Source organism: Armatimonadota bacterium, assembly GCA_017993055.1.
Classification (GTDB): Bacteria; Armatimonadota; UBA5829; order DTJY01; family DTJY01; genus JAGONM01.
The window spans coordinates 64,590-82,881 of sequence record JAGONM010000013.1 but is presented as its reverse complement, the minus strand read 5'-3'; the positions used below and the strand labels follow the sequence as shown (position 1 = coordinate 82,881).

16 protein-coding genes are annotated in these 18,292 nt (G+C 63.0%); 12 read left to right on the top strand and 4 right to left on the bottom strand.

Features of this window, described 5'->3' with window-relative positions:
- Positions 1-248 precede the first annotated feature (248 nt).
- Genes efp through KBC96_07105 form a run of 8 tightly spaced genes read left to right on the top strand, consistent with a single transcriptional unit; the run spans position 249 to position 6,446 of the window.
- A complete protein-coding gene (gene efp, locus KBC96_07140; protein MBP6964162.1) occupies positions 249-809 on the top strand; it encodes an elongation factor P in 561 nt (186 codons plus the stop codon).
- A 25-nt stretch (positions 810-834) separates the two neighbouring features.
- Complete coding sequence (locus KBC96_07135) at positions 835-1,953, top strand: hypothetical protein (GenBank protein MBP6964161.1); 1,119 nt, start codon at positions 835-837, stop codon at positions 1,951-1,953.
- A gap of 49 nt (positions 1,954-2,002) precedes the next feature.
- A complete protein-coding gene (locus tag KBC96_07130; GenBank protein ID MBP6964160.1) occupies positions 2,003-2,437 on the top strand; it encodes a hypothetical protein in 435 nt (144 codons plus the stop codon).
- Between the two features lie 20 nt (positions 2,438-2,457).
- The gene (locus KBC96_07125; protein ID MBP6964159.1) at positions 2,458-2,838 is read left to right on the top strand and encodes a hypothetical protein; all 381 of its coding nucleotides are present in this window, start codon (positions 2,458-2,460) and stop codon (positions 2,836-2,838) included.
- Between the two features lie 36 nt (positions 2,839-2,874).
- Positions 2,875-4,230, top strand: coding sequence for an acetyl-CoA carboxylase biotin carboxylase subunit (accC, locus tag KBC96_07120; protein MBP6964158.1), 1,356 nt, complete (start codon positions 2,875-2,877; stop codon positions 4,228-4,230).
- Positions 4,231-4,263: 33 nt separating this feature from the next.
- Complete coding sequence (gene nusB, locus KBC96_07115) at positions 4,264-4,689, top strand: transcription antitermination factor NusB (GenBank protein ID MBP6964157.1); 426 nt, start codon at positions 4,264-4,266, stop codon at positions 4,687-4,689.
- A gap of 4 nt (positions 4,690-4,693) precedes the next feature.
- Positions 4,694-5,557 (top strand): bifunctional 5,10-methylenetetrahydrofolate dehydrogenase/5,10-methenyltetrahydrofolate cyclohydrolase, encoded by an 864-nt coding sequence (locus KBC96_07110; GenBank protein MBP6964156.1) that lies wholly within the window; start codon positions 4,694-4,696, stop codon positions 5,555-5,557.
- 25 nt (positions 5,558-5,582) lie between these two features.
- Positions 5,583-6,446 carry a polyprenyl synthetase family protein gene (locus KBC96_07105; protein MBP6964155.1) on the top strand — a complete coding sequence of 288 codons (864 nt, stop codon included), beginning with the start codon at positions 5,583-5,585 and terminating at the stop codon, positions 6,444-6,446.
- Between the two features lie 34 nt (positions 6,447-6,480).
- Here KBC96_07105 and KBC96_07100 read toward each other — a convergent pair whose 3' ends face one another.
- A complete protein-coding gene (locus KBC96_07100) occupies positions 6,481-7,734 on the bottom strand; it encodes a zf-HC2 domain-containing protein (GenBank protein MBP6964154.1) in 1,254 nt (417 codons plus the stop codon).
- 1 nt (position 7,735) lies between these two features.
- Positions 7,736-8,377 carry a sigma-70 family RNA polymerase sigma factor gene (locus tag KBC96_07095; protein MBP6964153.1) on the bottom strand — a complete coding sequence of 214 codons (642 nt, stop codon included), beginning with the start codon at positions 8,375-8,377 and terminating at the stop codon, positions 7,736-7,738.
- A 367-nt stretch (positions 8,378-8,744) separates the two neighbouring features.
- On the opposite strand from KBC96_07095, the gene KBC96_07090 reads away from it, so the two are divergent.
- The gene (locus KBC96_07090) at positions 8,745-9,875 is read left to right on the top strand and encodes a hypothetical protein (GenBank protein MBP6964152.1); all 1,131 of its coding nucleotides are present in this window, start codon (positions 8,745-8,747) and stop codon (positions 9,873-9,875) included.
- 24 nt (positions 9,876-9,899) lie between these two features.
- Here KBC96_07090 and KBC96_07085 read toward each other — a convergent pair whose 3' ends face one another.
- Positions 9,900-11,021: an alkaline phosphatase gene (locus KBC96_07085; protein ID MBP6964151.1), complete on the bottom strand. Its 1,122-nt coding sequence runs from the start codon at positions 11,019-11,021 to the stop codon at positions 9,900-9,902.
- Positions 11,022-11,161: 140 nt separating this feature from the next.
- Entirely contained in the window at positions 11,162-11,797 is a 636-nt protein-coding gene (locus KBC96_07080) for a Spy/CpxP family protein refolding chaperone (GenBank protein ID MBP6964150.1), read from the bottom strand.
- Positions 11,798-12,034: 237 nt separating this feature from the next.
- Here KBC96_07080 and KBC96_07075 point away from each other — a divergent pair, with 237 nt between their 5' ends.
- The 3 genes from KBC96_07075 to KBC96_07065 all read left to right on the top strand — a co-directional run bounded on the left by KBC96_07075 (position 12,035) and on the right by KBC96_07065 (position 18,265).
- Complete coding sequence (locus tag KBC96_07075; protein MBP6964149.1) at positions 12,035-12,946, top strand: quinate 5-dehydrogenase; 912 nt, start codon at positions 12,035-12,037, stop codon at positions 12,944-12,946.
- A 126-nt stretch (positions 12,947-13,072) separates the two neighbouring features.
- A complete protein-coding gene (locus KBC96_07070; protein MBP6964148.1) occupies positions 13,073-15,535 on the top strand; it encodes a VWA domain-containing protein in 2,463 nt (820 codons plus the stop codon).
- Positions 15,536-15,676: 141 nt separating this feature from the next.
- A complete protein-coding gene (locus KBC96_07065; protein MBP6964147.1) occupies positions 15,677-18,265 on the top strand; it encodes a PEP/pyruvate-binding domain-containing protein in 2,589 nt (862 codons plus the stop codon).
- Positions 18,266-18,292 lie beyond the last annotated feature (27 nt).

Here is an 18,292-nt window from a genome sequence, read left to right as displayed (position 1 = left end):
GGAGCGCGCGCAGAAGGCGAAGCGCGCCCGCCAGAAAGCCCTGGAAGCGCTGGCGGCATAGTGATGAAAATCAAGTCCGCGAGACACGAGCCCAAAACAAATGTACACACTCCAGCAGGAGTGACCCTGACGACCGCGAGTTCTTGCGCGGGCATACCCTATATGCTATAATCTGCCGTGCCTGCGGCGGGTTCGGCACGCCCGGTCCGCGCGGTTCGTTCAGCGGCCCAGGGGGGAGGAATCATCCTTTGATAGACACCAGCAATTTTCGAACGGGGCTCTCGATCATAGTTGACAACGACATCTACACCATAGTTGACTTCCAGCACGTGAAGCCCGGCAAGGGCGGCGCCTTCGTCCGCAGCAAGCTCAAGAACGTCAGAAACGGCGCGGTCATAGACAAGACGTGGCGCGCCGGCGAAAAGATGGAACAGGCGATCCTCGAGCGTCGGCCGATGCAGTTTCTGTACAGTCAGGACGGCGACTACCACCTCATGGATACCGAGACATTCGATCAGATCGCGGTCGAGAAGTCAGCGTTCGGCGATGCCGTCAAGTACCTCAAGGAAGGCCAGGAAGTCAGCGTTCTGAGCCACGAGGGACGTGTCATCGGGGCCGAACTGCCGATCACCGTCGAACTCGAGATCACCGAGACCGATCCCGGCGTCCGCGGCGACACCGCTTCCGGCGGCTCGAAGCCCGCCACGCTCGAGACCGGTGCCGTCATCCAGGTGCCGTTCTTTATCAACGTCGGCGACAGGGTCAAGGTAGACACGCGTACCGACGCCTATCTGGAGCGCGCGAAATAGCAGGCTGACCTGAGGGTGGACGCGAATGAGGCGAAGACAGCCCGATAGAGTTCGACCTCTCCGCATTCCCGAGTCCGTCTACACGCTCGTCGAGCGGTTGTTCGAGTGGGGTGGGGCCGCGTTCATCATCGGGGTGGCGTATGTCGGCTGGGGTCTTTTCACCGGTCGCATGGACTCCGCGATGCACCTGCCCCCGGAAGAGCGCTTCAAGATCGCGCAGAACGTCCTTTTCGCCTGCAAGATCATCGGCTACGGAGGGCTCGCCTGCCTGATCGGCGCCGCCGCGAGGTTCTGGCACGAGGAGACGGTAGGGTACGTCTTCCTGATCGCCGGGGCCGCTCTCTACTGGGGGGTGGCGGCGCTCGTGGGCCCCTCCGTTCAGGGCATGAGACAGGAAGCCGGGCGCCTGGCGGTATTTGCCCTCGCTCAGATCCAGACTCTCGGTTTCGCGGCTCTGGCGTTGGCGGTGCCGTTCATCCTTGCCGACTTCTGGGCGAGGCTCAGCGGGGCCAGAAGGTTCCGAGCCAAGGTCAAGCCGTCGAAGAGCGCCGCGCAGGAGCCGGTTGCGCCGAGCAGGTCGTGCCTGTTCTGCTGGCAGATGCCTTACTGTCGTGACTACCTTCGGAAGGTCTGCACGGCATACGAGACGAAGAAGACCTGCTGGCGGATCAAGAGCGGCTGCTACTGTGACGAGAACATGATCCTGAAGGTTCTCCAGAAGAGCAAGACGAGCAAGATCCCCGGCTTCGATCAGAAGTTCAGCAAGCCGGACGTCGGAGCTGTGAAGAACCTGACGCCCGCGCAGAAGCGTGAGCGGTGCAGGCAGTGCTTCCTCTACATGGAGCACCAGAAGTGGAAGTACAAGTTGCTCAGCCCGCTGGCCTTCCCGGCGGTCATCGGCCTCATCTGGTACTTCCTGGAGCCGATGAAGGCCCTGCTGGGCAGAGCGATCGCTTTCACCGACCAGTTTGCGGGCGTCGTCTCCTTCGGGCCGTCGCCTGAGCAAGTTGCGAAGTACCCTTGGCTGAACGTGCAGGAGTCTTCGGGAGTGGTGGAGTGGATATTCATCATTTGCATCGGCTTCATCGCTGTGAGCTATCTGCTCCGCCTGATCGAGTACGCAGTTTTCGATCTCAAGATCTGAGGACTCTCCGCGAGGTGATCGGACCAGTCCTTGGCAACCGGGTGAAGGAATGGATATAGAGGAAATCGGTCAACTGGTAGATTTGGTCCGCGGAGCGAGGATATCGGAACTCGCGGTCACCTTCGACGGTTCGACGGTCAGGCTGCGCAGGCCGCTGCCGATCTCCCGGCCCGCACCCGCCGCCCCAGCGCCGGTCGCGGACTCGAGGCCTTCCGAAGAGGACTCCGGCCGGAGTGAGCCCGCCGAGCCGATCCCGGCCGGGGTGTTCATCAGCGCTCCGATGGTGGGCATCTTTCACAGCGCCGGGAATGCGGTCGCGCCCGGACTGGCCGTCAAGGCAGGCCAGTCGGTAGGCGCCATCGAATCCATGAAGCTGATGAACGACGTGGTGTCGGAGCACGACTGCGTGATCGAGGAAGTGATCATCGAAGACGGCTTGCCCGTGGAGTACGGTCAGCCGCTCTTCCGGCTGCAGCCATCCTGATTCCGCGAGGGAGGTCCGTCATGTTCGCAGTGCTCAGAAATGAACGAGGCCAGTGGGCGATCATTGAGATTCTGGTGGTCGTAGCGATCATCGCGGTCGCAGCGTACTTCATCCTGCCCGGTTACTTGAGCGGCAGTGGCAAGAGCGGCGGCTCTGACCGGGTCCACACCCCCATCGGCCAGGCGGAGAGCGTAGATTGTCGGAACAACCTGAATCAGCTTCGGAGCGCCATCGAGATGGAGCGCAGTTCCGGCGAGGACGGCCGCGTACCGGCTTCGATAGCCGACTTGGGGCCGAGCATGTCGTCGGTGAGCAAGTGCCCGATCTCCGGCAAGGAGTATTCCTACGATCCATCAACCGGCCGGGTTTCCTGCTCGACCCCGGGGCACGAGAAGTACTGAGGTCAATCCGCCGACCGCCGATAACCGGAGCACGCAATGTTCAAGAAGATACTGATCGCGAACCGAGGAGAGATCGCCGTCCGGGTGATCCGCGCCTGCCGGGAGATGGGGATCGCCAGCGTGGCGGTCTACTCTCAGGCCGACGCGGATTCCATGCACGTTCGGCTGGCTGACGAGGCCATCTGCGTCGGGCCACCGTCAAGCAAGGACAGCTACCTGCATGCGCCGAACATCATCAGCGGCGCCGTGATCACCGGCGCCGACGCCATCCACCCCGGCTACGGTTATTTCTCCGAGGTGCCGAGCTTCGCCGAGGCCTGCGAGGCCTGTAAGGTCAAGTTCATAGGCCCGAAACCTTCCTGCATCGAGAAGATGGGCGACAAGGCCAGGGCCCGCGAGATGATGATCTCCGCCGGAGTGCCTGTCATCCCCGGCACCAAGGGTGTGCTGCAGAACGAGCAGGAGGCCCTCAAGCTTGCGCGCAAGATGGGCTATCCCGTCATGATCAAGGCCGCGTCCGGCGGTGGCGGCAAGGGCATCCGCCTAGTGCAGAACGAGGAGGAACTCTCACGGGTGCTGAAGATCGCCCAGACCGAAGCGGAAGCCGCATTCGGCAACGCGGATGTCTACATGGAGAAGTTCCTCGAAGATCCGCGGCACATCGAGGTCCAGATTCTCGCGGACGAGTACGGGCACGTAGTGCATCTGGGAGAGCGTGAATGCTCGATCCAGAACCAGCGGCATCAGAAGATGCTCGAGGAAGCGCCTTCGGTTGCCGTCACGCCGAGCCTGCGCTCGAAGATGGGCGAGGCCGCCGTCAAAGCCGCCCGCGCCGTCGGATACTCGAATGCCGGTACCGTCGAGTTCCTGCTCGACTCGAAGGGCAACTTCTTCTTCATGGAGATGAACACCCGCATCCAGGTCGAACATCCGATAACCGAACTCGTGAGCGGCGTTGATCTCCTCAAGTCCCAGATTCGCGTCGCCGCCGGAGAGAAGCTCGATCTCAATCAGAAGACCATCCGGATCAACGGTCACGCCATCGAGTGCCGGATCACCGCTGAGGATCCGGACCGGGATTTCGCGCCCTCCTCGGGCAAGATCGAGGAACTCATAATGCCGGGCGGGCTCGGGGTTCGCCTCGATACACATATCTATCCGGGGTACGTTGTGCCGCCGTACTACGACTCGCTGCTCGCCAAGCTTATCGTGTGGGGACGCGACCGGGACGAGGCCATCGGCAGGATGACGCGTTGCCTGTCCGAGTTCCATTTCGGCGGCCTTAAGACCAATGTGTCCTTCCATGAAAAGATCATGGCGAACTCCTACTATCGGCGTGGCGAGCTTTCCACGAGTTTCATCAAGCGCTGCATGGAGGACAACCCGCAGTAGGCGGCGCGGTGCGTCCGGTATCGGAGCTAGTCATTGGGAACTAAGACCAGGCGGGCAGCCAGGGAACTCGCGATCAACGTTCTTTACCAGATTGACGTGGCGCATCTGCCGAAAGACGAAGCGCTGGAGACCGCGATCGAGAATACCGACCTCGAGCCGGCGGCTGTGGACTTCACTCGCGAACTCGTCGAGGGTGTGGTCGGGCATATAGGCGAGATTGACGCGGTCCTGAAGCGGCTCTCGGTTGGATGGGAACTCCAGCGCCAGCCCGCCGTAGACCGCAACATCCTCAGGATGGCGATATACGAGATACTCCACCTCGACTACATTCCCGAGAGCGTTTCGATCAACGAGGCAGTGGACCTCGCGAAGAAGTACAGCACGGCCGAGTCGGGCAGGTTCGTGAACGGCGTGCTCGGCACGCTGGTGCGGGAATCCCACACCGGGACGGAGGGCTGATGACATGGCGGCGATGATACTGGACGGAGCTTCAACATCGAAGACGATCCGCGAGGAGATAAAGGCGGGCGTGGCCGGGTTGGTCCAGTCGAACGGGGTCACCCCGCATCTCGCGGTGGTGATCGTCGGAGAGGACCCGGCGTCTCAGGTCTATGTGAATATGAAGAAGAAGGCCGCCATCGCCGCAGGGATGATCTCGACAGTTCACGAGCTTCCCGCGGATTCCTCCCAGGGCCGCGTTCTAGCGATCGTCCGGGGCCTGAGCGCCGATCCCAGCGTCCACGGGGTTATGGTCCAGCATCCGCTGCCGGGCCATCTCGACGAGCAGGCGGTGCTCGATGCGGTCTCGCCCGACAAGGACGTTGACGGGATCAGCCGCCACAGCCTGGGAAGTCTCATGACCGGCGCCCCGATGTTCGTCGCGGCAACTCCCGCCGGGATCATAGAGCTTCTCGACCGCTACGAGCTTCCGATCAAGGGCCAACATGCGGTCGTCGTGGGTCGGAGCATCATCCTCGGCAAGCCGGTCGCGCTCTGCCTGCTCAACCGCCACGCGACGGTGACCGTCTGCCATACGCGAACCCGCGATCTGGGGGAGATGACCCGACAGGCGGATATCCTGGTCGCGGCCGTCGGCAGGCCGGAGATGATCACCGGCGATATGATCAAAGAAGGCGCGGTCGTGATTGATGCCGGGTACAACAAGGTTGAAGGCCGGGAGAAGGACGTCGGCGATGTTGACTACGAGGCCGCACTGCGGAAGGCGTCGGCGGTCACCCCGGTCCCGGGCGGAGTCGGTCCTATGACCATCGCGATGCTGCTCTCAAACACGCTTAAGGCGGCTGCAAACCTTGCCGGACCCGGTTAGTCGCGACATATCGGCACACCCCTATATGATTGACAGGCGCCGCCGGATTGACGCCGCACTCGATGCGTACCTCCCGCCGGAGGATCGCCCGCCCGAGGCCCTATTCCGCGCCATGCGCTACAGTGTCATCGGCGGAGGCAAGCGGCTTCGTCCGATCCTGACTCTCGCGGCCTGCGATGCCGTCGGCGGCGACCCCGACAATGCACTTCCGACGGCCTGCGCCATCGAGTTCATCCACGCCTTCTCCCTGGTCCACGACGACCTTCCCGCGCTTGACAACGACGACCTGAGGCGCGGCAAGCCCACCAGCCACAAGACCTTCGGCGAGGCGATGGCGATACTCGCGGGTGACGCGCTCCTGGCCTTTGCGTTCGATGTGATCTGTCGCACGAACGGAGTTCCACCCGAGGTGCTGATCCGGGTCATCGGCCGAATAGCCGAGGCCGTCGGCGTCGAAGGGATGATCGCTGGCCAGGTCGCGGACATCGAGGCGGAAGGGAAGAAGACTGATCTCGACACCCTCCGATTCGTCCACAGCCGCAAGACCGGCGCGCTCATCGCGGCGTCGGTCACAGCCGGAGGGCTGATCGGCGGTGCCTCGGATAGGCAGCTGGAGGCGCTGGACGCCTACGGAACGGGCGTCGGCCTCGCGTTTCAGATAGCCGACGACATCCTTGACCTGGTGGGCGACCAGGAGCAGCTCGGCAAGACTGTCGGCAGCGATCTGCGCAAGGAGAAATCAACCTACCCGGCGATTGTCGGGCTGGAGCGATCGAGGATGTTGGCTCAGTCGGCATCGGATGATGCCGTCTCGGCGCTGACCGGCTTCGACCATCGGGCCGATCCGCTCCGGGCGATCGCGCGGTTCGTGGTCCAAAGGCAATCATAGGTCCCGCGCGATCTGCTCGACCTGTGCCTGCGGTCTATTCGCCCTTCAGCGCCTTCACCCGCTCCTGCGCCTGCTCCAGTTGCGGGTTCTTCAGACCCAGCTTGATCGCGCGCCGATAGCAGGCCTCCGCCGTCCTCGGCATTGGCACTCGGTCGGCCGCCTGCGCTCTCGCCAGCCAATGATTCGCGTTGTCGGGATCGAGCCTCGTCAGATGCTGCGCCAGTCGGTACTCGTCCCTTGGGCGGCCGGCTCTGCGGTACTCGTCCATCAGGTTCACGATCGCTGTCACGCTCGTCGGGTAGTAGGCGACCCCGGCCTCGAGCCGATCAAGTCCCTGTGCGGATATCCCATCGGGCGAGGTCGTCGTGTTGCCCATCCCGTAGCGGATATCGGGCCTGACGCCGCGGGATTCGTCGAAGTACTGCTCACCCCGCGAGGCCGACGCGGCGCCGGGCGAAGCTGCCCCGTATCCGCCGGCGGACGCCGCGCCCTCCTTCGCGTCGCCGGTCATCCCCCAAGCCGTGCTCTGCGCCCCGCCCAGCGGCGACTGCTTCAGATTGTTCGTGATCTGCTCGGATGGTTCGCGCGTCGGCGCGGACGCGGCAAACCTTCCGGAAGAGATGTCGTGCAGTTCGGGAGACCGCGCGACCACCCCCCCCGGCGAGGCCGAAGCGGGCGCTTCTCCCACGCGGACGCGTCCTTCGTCTTTGTGCCACTGCAGATTCTCTCCTACCCGCATATAGCCCGGTGCTCGCATGGGACCTGTGGGGTTGGGCACCCGGTCGCTACTCGCGACCCGTTTGGCCGTCGGCTTATCCGCCGACTTGCTCTCGGGGCTCACGGGTCTCTCCGCGGGCAGTGTAGCTGCAGGCTCCCTTGCCTTCTCCGACTGAGGTCCCGCCGGAGTCTCGATTCGCTCATAGAGTTTGGCGGTCGGTGCCTCAACGCCTCGCCGAAGCATGGACCACATCCCTGCTCCCGCGACCGCGACGAGGAGCAGGCCGGCCATCGCCGCGGAGTAGGTCTGCAGGCCCGCCGGCCGCCGCCCCGGCTTCCGCACCCGTTCGTCGGCGATCTGTGCCAGCACCCGGCTCCGCAAGTCGGCGGCCGGCTCGAGCCCCGGGTATTCGGCCTGCCTGAGCGCGTCGGCCGTGCACGTGACCGACCGAAGCTCCCTGGAGCACTCCTCGCACAGGGCGAGGTGTCGTTCCATCGAGAGAGCTTTCTCAGCCGGAAGCGATCCTTCGCTATAGGGTATCAGCAGTCTTCGGAACTTGGAGCATTTCATGTTACGACCCCTGTTCGATCCAGCACAGCTCCTTCTGCAGTCTCTTGCAGGCATAGTGCAGTCGGGACCACACGGTTCCGACTGAGCACCTGAGCGCAGCCGCAATCTCATCGCAGGAGTATTGCTCGAAATAGTGCATCACGACGACGATTTTCTGCTTGTCCGGCAGCGAGTCCACTGCCTTGCGGACGGCTTCCTGCCGCTGCTTGTCGCCCAGAGCCTCGTCCGGCGACGGCTCGCTGTCCGCCCTTATCACGGACTCCAGACCGATATCCGGATCGTCCATCGAGACGGTAATCTGTCGTTTCATCCTCTTGAGCCGCTTCAACGTAGTGTTCACCGTGACGGTGTGCAGCCACGTGGTGAACTTCGCATCCCGCCTGAAGCCTCCGATGTGCCTGTAAGCCGAGACGAAGACATCTTGCGCGAGGTCGTCCGCCTCGTCGCGGCTCGTAACCATGCGCGAGATGATGCCGTAGACCATCCGCTTGTGGCGGTCTACCAGTTCACCGAACGCGGCCGCTTCGCCCGACTGTGCCCGAATCACCAGGTCGAGGTCGGACTCGACGTCGAGTTCGCCGGTGTGCACCGCGACTGTTGCCTCGCCGCGCACCAGGTCGGCTTCCTGAGCAGGATTCTTCATGAGCGCTCGAATGTGGATCTGTTCATTGGGTATGGAGGAATGCGCGATCGTGGGCATCCCTCGCCGCCAATGTAGCAGATCCACACCGGATCTGCAACTCAGTCCGATAGCTTAGACCCCGGACGGCGGGGAACCTTCAATGCGAGAGAGGCCGAAGGGTTGGTGGGACTCGCGTCTCGCTCTGCATACGCAGGATTGACACGCCGCGCATTCGGCACTATAGTTGCGGCAAGGACGCGATGACGCACGCGGCGCCATGACTCAGGGGGGTGTTTGCATGAGATCTGCTCTGCATACGTGGGTAGCTGTTTTCTGCCTGGCTCTGTGCTGCGGCGGAGCCGGAGTGTCTGCACAGGAGGATACTACTATGCTCAAGCCGAACGAGTTTGCCATTCTTCCCTGGGGGGGCACTCCGGGTGACGAGGCCGCGTTGAAGGAGATTCGCGAGTGCGGGTTCAATCTTGCGGGGTTCGTGGCCCCGGACGATCTCGACAAGGTGAGCAGGGCGGGCCTTCAGTGCCTGGTGAGCGATCCTACCAGCCATGTGGGTGACGCCGAAGCTCAGCTGGACGAGAAGGAGATCGCAAGGCGAGTTGAGGCGCTGACGGCTCGCACCGCGAAGCACCCTGCCGTGTACGGATACTATCTGCGCGATGAGCCGAGCACCGGGGCCTATCCGGGGCTCGGGAGATGGGCCGCCGCGTACGAGAAGGCGGCGCCCGGAGCGCTGCCGTACATAAACCTCCTGCCCAACTATGCTTCGGCCGGACAGCTTGGCGCCTCGACCTATGAGGAGTACCTGGAGTCCTTCGTGCAGACGGTGAAGCCGAAGTTCATCAGCTACGACCACTATGCGCTGATGGACGACGGTTCGCTCAGGGGCGGATACTATCAGAATCTCGAAGCGGTCCGAAAGGCGGCGCTGAAGCACGATCTGCCGTTCTGGAACATCGTGCTCTCGAACTCACATTTCCGGTACGCCGAGCCGACGCCGGCCGGCTTCCGCTTCCAACTCTACACCACCCTGGCCTATGGAGGGCGCGGGATCAGCTACTTCACGTACTTCGCGCCTCAGATCGGCAACTACCGCCTGGCGCCCGTTGACCAGTTCGGACACAAGACCCCGACGTGGGACATGCTTCGGAACGTGAACCTGCAGCTTTATAAGATCGGGCCGACCTACATCAAGCTGAAGAGCGTCAACGTCTTCCACCATCCGAACGTTCCGGACGGCTGCTCCGGTATCGGCACGAGCAAGTACCTTGCCTCGGTGAGCGGCGACGACTTGCTCGTCGGCGAGTTCGAGGGACCGGGCGGCGTGCCCTACGTCATGCTGGTGAACAAGAGCCTGCATGTCTCGACGGCGTTCGGGGTCCAGTTCAAGGAGTCCGGGCAGATCATGAGGGTCAGCGCATACACCGGCTCGACCGACCCGTGGCGCGGCGAGGACTGTTGGCTTGCTGCGGGCCAGGGGATGCTGCTCTGTCTGCAGAAGTAGCGCGGACGTCCGCCCCCGGACGGGCTATCTGCTTCCGAAGTTCGGAATGCCCCAGAGCTTGGCGATCATCTTCGGGATGTCGGTGTTGTCCAGTACGCCCGAGAACATCTCCGCGCCCGGACCGTCGGCCAGCAGTGGCACGTTGCAGCCGGAGTGCCCCTTGGTGCTCCACGCGCACTTGAACTTGTCACCGCTGTCCTTGTCAGGGTAGATGATCGTCAGCCCACCGGTCTCGTGATCCGCCGTAACGATCACCAGGGTGTCGCCTCGCCTGCGCGCGAACTCGAGCGCCCTTCCAACCGCGGCATCGAAGTCCATGGTGTGCCGCACAGTGCCGGCCTGATTATTGTCGTGCGCCTGCCAGTCTATCTGCCCGCCTTCGACCATCAGGAAGAAGCCGTCCCCGTCCTGGGCCAGAAGTTCGATCGCCTTGCCCGTCATCTCCGCCAGCGGAGGATTCGGCGCGGTTGCGCTGAGCGAACTCAGTTCGAACAGCCCCAGCAACTTGCCGCTCTTCACCGGGTGCATCTCCTCCGGGGTGTTGGTGACGGAGTAACCCAGCCGCCGTGCTTCCGCCAGCAGATCGCGCTCGTCGGTTCGCTTGCTTCCTTCCTGCGACTTCGGCATGAAGTAGTACCTTCCGCCGCCCATCAGTACGTCTATCCGCCTGTCCAGGTACTGAGGCGCGATGCCCGCCTCGTCCGCCCGGGCATCCACGTGCGAGCCGAAGACAGCCGGCGTCGCGTGGGTGATCGTCACCGTGGTTACAAGTCCGACTGCCTTCTTCTTCGCCTGCGCCGCCTCCAGAATCGTCTGCACGACCGTTCCGTCCGGCAGAGTGCTGATCATGCCGTTGTTCGTCTTATGGCCGGTCGCAAGCGCGGTCCCGGCTGCGGCGGAATCGGTCACGGTCGAGTTCGCGGAATGGGTCTTCGCAAAGCCGCCGTACTTCATCGAGTCCATGCTGAGCGAGGTGCTCCCGTCAGGCAGTGAAATCCGGGCCAGCGTCACTTGCGCGAACCCCATGCCGTCGCCGATCATCAGAATCACGTTCTTCGGCGCCTTCGCCGCACAACTCGCCCCTGATGCTAGAGCGAGGATCATCAGAAGGGCGAGCGATACGAATAGGAAAGTGCGTTTGGTCATTGCATATCCTCCACTGAGATATACGTTAGGCGCGCAGGCGGCGTTTCCCTCTTGCTCCGCCGAGCCCGCTTCCGGAGATGAGCAAAGGGGTGAGGGAGCGCTCCCTCACCCCTTGTAGGTCCGCCTTGCCTGGGTATGCGTTACTTCGCGGCAGGCGGAGTGAATGGGCAACACGCCCTGCCGGATACCATCGGTGCGCCCCCTGCGCTGCAGGCGGCCGGTCCGCCCGAGCAGGATGGACACTTGCAGTCGGCGCAGGCGCAAGCGGCGGCGCACATGCCGGCATTGGCGGCCAGGGCTTTCTGCTGATCGGCGGTCAGCATCTTGCGCATCTCGAGGAATCTGTCGGCGGAATCGAGCATGCTTCTCGCCTGCAGTCCGGCGATCTCGTCTATCTTCGCGGTGATCTTCGCCTTGTCGGGCGATGCCGCGGTCAAGAGACCGGCGAGTTCTGCCCGCTTCTTCGCCACCTCGGCAGCCGTCTCGGCCTTCTCAGCACAGCACTGGTCGCAGACTGCCGCCATCTTCTGCTTCTGCTCGGCGGTCAACGCCACTGCTTTGTCCAGGCCCATCATACAGCCGCCCGGCCCGCACTTCATCCCGGGTCCCGTAGCCTTCTGCCCGGCCGCGCCCATCGGGCAGCTACCTGGAACTCCGACGCCCATCCCGCAGGTCGCGGGCTTCGCGGCCTGGCTGTAAGCCACCGCGCTCCAGATGATCGCGATTCCCAGTGCCAGCACCAGCGCCAGGACCGGCAGTACAAATCTCTTTCTCATACGAAACTCCCCCTTAGACTGAATATCCTTTGCCGCCGATCACGTCGCGCGACAACATCGTTTCGGGTTCAAATGAGCCGACACTTCAGTATACGAGAACCGCCGGGCCCGGTTCCTTGTTTTTTGCCGGTCCGCGCAAGAGGATTTCGTCCGCCGCAGGCGAATGCAATCTTGTGCATCGGTGAACTGCGTCCAAGCGTCAAATGGGTCGCATGAGTCCCATGCCTTCTATTCGCCATGAAACGAGTCGTCAGCGTCAGTCTGGGCTCTCCGAAGGGTGATTTCCACGTCACCAAGACTCTCCTCGGCCAGGAGGTCGAGATATCGCGTGTCGGCACGAACGGCGACCTCCGCCGATACGCCGAGATGATGCGCGAACTCGACGGCAAGGTGGATGCCATCGGCCTCGGCGGCATAGACCTGTACCTCTATGCCGGCGACCGTCGATACACGATCCGCGACGCCGCCAGGCTCGCCGCCAACGCTAAGACGACGCCGGTGGTTGACGGCAGCGGGCTGAAGAACACTCTCGAGCGCGAAACCTTCGAGTGGATTCAGCGCGAGGGAGTCATGGACTTCTCCGACAAGAACATCCTCGTCGTCTGCGGGGTTGACCGGTTCGGAATGGCCGAATCGGCCGCCCGGATGGCGCACTCGGTCGTCTTCGGCGACCTGATGTTCAACTGCGGAGTCCCCATCCCTGTCAAGTCGTACAACAGCCTGATGCTCGTTGCCCGCACTCTTCTTCCGATCGTCTGCCGGCTGCCGTTCAAGTGGATATACCCCACCGGCAAGAAACAGGAACAGATCACCCCGAAGCACCAGGACTACTTCCGCCGGGCCGACGTCATCGCTGGCGACTACAAGATCATCGGGCGGTTCATGCCTCCGCCGGAGTCCGGCGCCCTCGCCGGGAAGCTGATAGTCACGAACACGCTTACCCAGGATGACGTGCAGAACCTGCGAGATCGAGGCGTCAAGACCCTCGTCACGGGCACGTGGGAACTCGATGGGCGGACGCCCGGCACCAACGTCATCGAAGGTATACTCGTCGCCCTCTCCGGCAAGCGCCCTGAGGAGATGACCCCCGCCGACTATCTCGACCTCCTCCGTCAACTCGACTGGAAACCGACGGTTCGTGAGCTATAGCCCGCTCGCGAAGCATCCTCGCTCCGCGCGGCTTCCGACTGTGCGGCCGTTTCCCGAACATTTGAAGGTTGTCGCGCCGTCCGGGGTCAGATATGACAGAATGCGATTCGTGAGGAGGTCTGAGAGATGGTGGACGGAAAGGTTCTGGCTCGGAGAGCTGTCGTGCTCCTAGGCATGCTGCTTTTCACAGGTATTGTGGTGAATCACGGGCGATCCGCTCTGGTGAGGGCTGACGACCTGGTTGCGCCGGGAGTCGGAAGGTGCGGCGAACTGCAGATCGTCGGCCCGGAAGGTCGGGTCACGAGCGCGTGTCCGCTCAAGCACACTTCGGTCGTCGCCGATATCCCCGGCACATGCGCCCGCGTCAAGGTGACCCAGGAGTTCTTCAACCCTACGGCCGACAAGATCGAGGCCGTCTACGTCTTCCCGCTCCCGGACGACGCCGCCGTTGACTGGATGGAGATGAAGGTCGGCGAGCGGACGATCAAGGGCGAGATCAAGGAACGCGAGGAGGCGAGGCGAATCTACGAGCAGGCCAGGCAGGAAGGCCACGTGACCGCGCTGCTCGACCAGGAGCGGCCCAACATCTTCACCCAGTCCGTCGCCAACATCATGCCCGGTGAGACGGTGCTCGTGACTATCAGCTACCTGCAGATACTCAACTACGAGGACGGCGAATACGAGTTCGTCTTCCCGATGGTCGTCGGCCCGCGATACATGCCCGGCGCGCCGACCGGAAACACCGGCGGAGGGATATTCCCGGACACGGACAAGGTGCCCGACGGCTCGAAGATCAGCCCGCCGATCACCCCTCGCGGAATCCGGGCGGGGCATGATATCTCGATCGAGGTGAGGATAGACGCCGGCATCCCGATCACCGGCATCAGGTCCAGGCAGCACCAGATCGTGGTCGAGCGGAGCGGCGAGTCGGGCGCGGTAGTGACCCTGAAGCAGCTCAAGGTCCTGCCGAACAAGGACTTTATCCTGAACTACCGTGCGGACGGCGGCGGCATTCAGACCGGCGTGCTGTGCCATACCCGTGCCGAGGGCGACGGCTTCTTCACATTGATCGTCCAGCCGCCCGCGAAGCCGCAGGCGTCGAGCATCATCCCCAAAGAGATGATCTTTGTCATAGATTCGTCCGGTTCGATGATGGGCGAGCCGATCGAGAAGGCGAAGGAGACCATGGCCCTCTGCATAGAGCAGATGAACCCCTACGACACGTTCCAGCTCATCTCTTTCTCGAATGACGTCACCAGGTTGTTCGACAAGCCTCAGCCGAACACGCCCGACAACAGGCTCATGGGCCTCACGTTCCTGCGCGACCGGATGGGCAGTGGCGGCACGGAGATGATGAAACCGATCATGGAAGCGCTGACCCCGCCGCCCGATGGAAGCCGCCTGCGCATCGTCTGCTTCATGACCGACGGCTACGTCGGCAACGACATGGAGATCATGGATGCCATCAAGAAGAATCTTGGAGAGTCCAGGGTCTTCGCGTTCGGAGTCGGATCTAGTGTCAACCGCTACCTGCTGGACGGCATGGCGAAGATCGGGAAGGGCGCGGTCGAGTACGTCACGCTCGGTGAGCCCGGTAGTGAGCCTGCCAACAGGTTTGCCGACCGGATCGGCAACCCGCTGCTGACCGACGTCAAGGTTGACTGGGGCAACCTGGCGGTCACTCAGATCTATCCGGAGTCCGCCCCCGATCTCTTCAGCGCGAAGCCGTTGATCTTCAAGGGCCGATACTCGAAGCCCGGCTCGGGCAAGGTCACGATCAGCGGTATGTGCGGCGACGAACCCTGGAGTCAGACGGTGGACGTTGTATTGTCGGCGAACGAGCCCGGCCACGCCGCCCTCCCGGCTCTCTGGGCGCGCGAGTACATCGCCATGCTGATGGAGCAGGACCTTGCTGGAATCCAGGAGGGCAAGCCGAACCCCGAGATCAAGGACTCGATCATCAGGACCGCGCTCGACTTCCGCCTGATGAGCCAGTACACGTCATTCGTCGCGGTCGAGGAGAAGATATTCACCCAGGGCGGCACGCCGGTCAAGGTCATGGTCCCGGTCGAGATGCCCGAGGGCGTCCAGTATGAAGGCATCTTCGGCCTTGAGGATAGGAAAGACGGCGGGTTCGGCGGCATGGCGCGAAGAGGAGTGGCCTACAAGATGGCCGCGCCGAGTGCGGCATCGGGCCGTCCGGCCGCGGGTGTCGTGATGAACGGTCCGGTGTCGGCAGCGAGCCCTCCGCAATCGTTCTACAGCTGGGGCTTGGCTATGGATGTGGCGTCCGGCGGATCATATCGGCTGGACCCGGAACTCGAGAAGCTGATCGAGGCCTGGAAGAAGGACGGCAAGGCTCCGAAGGACTCGAAGGTCAAGATCGAGTCCGGCAAGGCGCAGGTGATGATCTGGGTCGCCGCGGTCACCCCGGAGAACATCAAGAAGCTGAAAGACCTCGGCTGCGAGATCAAGACGTCCTCGTCGGCGTCGAGCGGCATCCTCGCCTGGGCGCCCGTCGAGAAGCTGAAAGAGATATCGGAGCTCGGCTTCGTCCAGCAGGTCCGCGTCCCTGTCTACGGCAAGTAGCCCCTCGTAGTACGGCGGCCCGACGCCGCTTTGTCACTCCACTGTTGGGGCGGGAGTTGCACTCCCGCCCCAACGCTCGTATCGCCGAACAGCTGCTGTTGACAAGAAAGCCCCCATGCCGTTAGAGTCTGACTGCGTATCATGAACCAGGTAGAAGTCAGAAGCGGGATACCGGGGCTCGATGAGGTCCTCCAGGGTCTGCGTCTTGGCGACAACGTCGTTCTTCAGGTTGACGATCTGGAGGACTACCGTCACTTCGTCGAGCCGTTCGTCAGCCGTGCCGTCTCGGACGGGCGGAAGTGCGTCTACCTCAGATTTGCGCCTCACGATCCCGTCGTCGAACCGCGGGCGGGCCTTGATGTCGTAGAGGTCAATCCGCGGCCCGGGTTCGACCTCTTCAGCGCGAAGGTCCACCAGATCATAGAGGAGAACGGGCGGGGCGTCTTCTACGTCTTCGACAACCTCTCGGCGCTCGTGGAGGAGTGGGCGACCGACGAACTGCTGGCCAACTTCTTCCAGGTGACCTGCCCGTTCCTGTTCGAGCTGGACACAGTCACCTACTTCGCGCTCACCCGGGGACAGCACGCTCACAGCGCGGTCGCCCGCATCCGGGACACGACGCAGATCCTGCTCGATGTCTACCACGTCGGCGGCCGGATGTACATGCACCCGCTCAAGGTGTGGGACCGCTATTCCCCGCAGATGTTTCTTCCTCATTCTGCAGACAATGATGCGTTCTTGCCGGTGTTCCAGAGCGGCGACGCAGCTGCCGTATCGTCCGTGGCCAGCAGAGAGCCGCTGGGGGCTGAATCGGGCACGATCGCCCCGTGGGAGAGCGTATATCGGCGGCTCATCCAGTGCGCTGAATCAGGGGCGGAGTCATCCGAACTGGATGCGCTCCGTATCGAGTTCTCGCGGATGATACTCGGCAGTCATCCCGAGTTCAATGAGCTGACCGACCGCTACCTGAACCTCGACGACCTGGTTGCGATACGGAACCGGTTGATCGGATCGGGACGCATAGGCGGCAAGGCCGCCGGCATGCTCCTCGCCCGCAGGATACTGCTCAGCGATTCGGACTTCCTAGACGTCCTGGAGAGCCACGACTCGTTCTACATCGGTGCGGACGTCTTCTTCACTTTCCTGGTGAACAACGACCTCTTCCGCTCGCGACTTCGGATGACTCGCTCCTCGCAGATCTCGCGGGAGGAGTACGAGGAGGTTGCTCGGGGCTTTCTTCGCGGCAAGTTCCCTCACGCGACCATGGAGCAGTTCCGCAGCATGCTCGACTACTTCGGCCAGGCGCCGATCATCGTCAGGTCGAGCAGCCTGCTCGAGGACAGCTTCGGGAACGCTTTCGCCGGCAAATACGAAAGCGTGTTCTGCGCGAACCAGGGCAGGCCCGAAGAGCGCATGGAGGCGTTCCTGAGGGCCGTCAAGACGGTCTATGCCAGTGCGCTCAACCCCGACGCGCTTTCGTATCGTCGTCGCCGCGGGCTGGGCGAAAGGGACGAGCAGATGGCGATCCTGGTGCAGCGCGTCTCCGGGATCCCTTTCGGGAAATACTTCTTCCCGGCGATGGCCGGGGTCGCGTTCTCGCGCAACCTCTATGCCTGGAGCGACCGCATTGATTCCGAGCAGGGCGTCATACGCCTCGTCTTCGGGCTCGGCACGCGGGCGGTCGAGCGGGTGGGGGACTATCCCCGCATGATCGCCGTCAGCGCGCCTCAACTCAGACCCGAGATCGGCTCTGAGATCGCCAGGTATTCCCAGCGCCAGGTGGATCTGCTCGACCTGGAGGCGAACGAACTCGTCACGAAGCCGGTCGCCGAGGTGCTCTCGGAGGACAAGTACCGGAACCTGCATCTCCTGGTCTCCGTGCAGGCCGACGACCACATCAGCGATCCGATCAGCGCCCACGTGGACGGCTCGCCTCAGAACTGGGTGCTCACCTTCAACAACCTCATCCGCCGCACGGATTTCGTCAAGCTCCTCGGGGGCATGGTCTCCAAGCTCCAGCATGCATACGGCCACCCGGTGGACACCGAGTTCACCGCCCGCGTGGACTCCGAGGGCAAAGTCTCGATCAACCTCCTGCAATGCCGGCCGCTCTTCCTGCCCGGATCGGCCGGTCCTGTGACGATCCCGGACGGCGTTTCGCCCGAGCGCACCGTTTTCCGATCGAGCCGGATGATCAGCGGCGGAGTCGTGAGGGACATCCGCTACATCGTCTACATTGATCCGAAGCGGTATGCGGCACAGCCGACCGATACCAAGAAGGCGCTCGGCAGGCTAGTCGGTCGGATCAACGAACACCCGCAGGTGGTCGAGGGGAAGATGCTGATGATGGGCCCGGGCCGCTGGGGGAGCAGCAACATCAATCTCGGCGTGAACGTCGGGTACGCGGACATAGACAACACGTCGGTGCTCGTGGAGGTCGCCCGCGAGGAAGCCGGTCAGACGCCGGAGCTTTCATACGGCACGCACTTCTTCCAGGATCTGGTCGAGGCGCAGATCATCTACCTGCCGGTCTACCCGGACGACGAGGAGGCCTGTTTCAACGGGCCGTTCCTCGACTACGGCCCGAACGCCCTGCCCGACCTGCTTCCCGATGCCGGTGGATTCGAGCATCTTGTGCGGGTGATTGACGTGCCCACCGCTGCTGATGGCGCCCGTGCCCACGTCATCGCCGACCCGCAGGCGCGGAGAGCGATCTGTTTTCTCGCCTGATCTCCGCCCCGTCCGACTAAGGAGGAT

What these genes read in the sequence shown, in the direction of transcription:
- KBC96_07135 (MBP6964161.1), top strand. Translation starts at nt 835, where the DNA reads ATGAGGCGAAGACAGCCCGATAGAGTTCGACCTCTCCGCATTCCCGAG.
- KBC96_07130 (MBP6964160.1), top strand. Translation starts at nt 2,003, where the DNA reads ATGGATATAGAGGAAATCGGTCAACTGGTAGATTTGGTCCGCGGAGCG.
- KBC96_07125 (MBP6964159.1), top strand. Translation starts at nt 2,458, where the DNA reads ATGTTCGCAGTGCTCAGAAATGAACGAGGCCAGTGGGCGATCATTGAG.
- accC (MBP6964158.1), top strand. Translation starts at nt 2,875, where the DNA reads ATGTTCAAGAAGATACTGATCGCGAACCGAGGAGAGATCGCCGTCCGG.
- KBC96_07110 (MBP6964156.1), top strand. Translation starts at nt 4,694, where the DNA reads ATGGCGGCGATGATACTGGACGGAGCTTCAACATCGAAGACGATCCGC.
- KBC96_07105 (MBP6964155.1), top strand. Translation starts at nt 5,583, where the DNA reads ATGATTGACAGGCGCCGCCGGATTGACGCCGCACTCGATGCGTACCTC.
- KBC96_07100 (MBP6964154.1), bottom strand. Translation starts at nt 7,734, where the DNA reads ATGAAATGCTCCAAGTTCCGAAGACTGCTGATACCCTATAGCGAAGGA.
- KBC96_07095 (MBP6964153.1), bottom strand. Translation starts at nt 8,377, where the DNA reads ATGAAGAATCCTGCTCAGGAAGCCGACCTGGTGCGCGGCGAGGCAACA.
- KBC96_07090 (MBP6964152.1), top strand. Translation starts at nt 8,745, where the DNA reads ATGCTCAAGCCGAACGAGTTTGCCATTCTTCCCTGGGGGGGCACTCCG.
- KBC96_07085 (MBP6964151.1), bottom strand. Translation starts at nt 11,021, where the DNA reads ATGACCAAACGCACTTTCCTATTCGTATCGCTCGCCCTTCTGATGATC.
- KBC96_07080 (MBP6964150.1), bottom strand. Translation starts at nt 11,797, where the DNA reads ATGAGAAAGAGATTTGTACTGCCGGTCCTGGCGCTGGTGCTGGCACTG.
- KBC96_07075 (MBP6964149.1), top strand. Translation starts at nt 12,035, where the DNA reads ATGAAACGAGTCGTCAGCGTCAGTCTGGGCTCTCCGAAGGGTGATTTC.
- KBC96_07070 (MBP6964148.1), top strand. Translation starts at nt 13,073, where the DNA reads ATGGTGGACGGAAAGGTTCTGGCTCGGAGAGCTGTCGTGCTCCTAGGC.
- KBC96_07065 (MBP6964147.1), top strand. Translation starts at nt 15,677, where the DNA reads ATGAACCAGGTAGAAGTCAGAAGCGGGATACCGGGGCTCGATGAGGTC.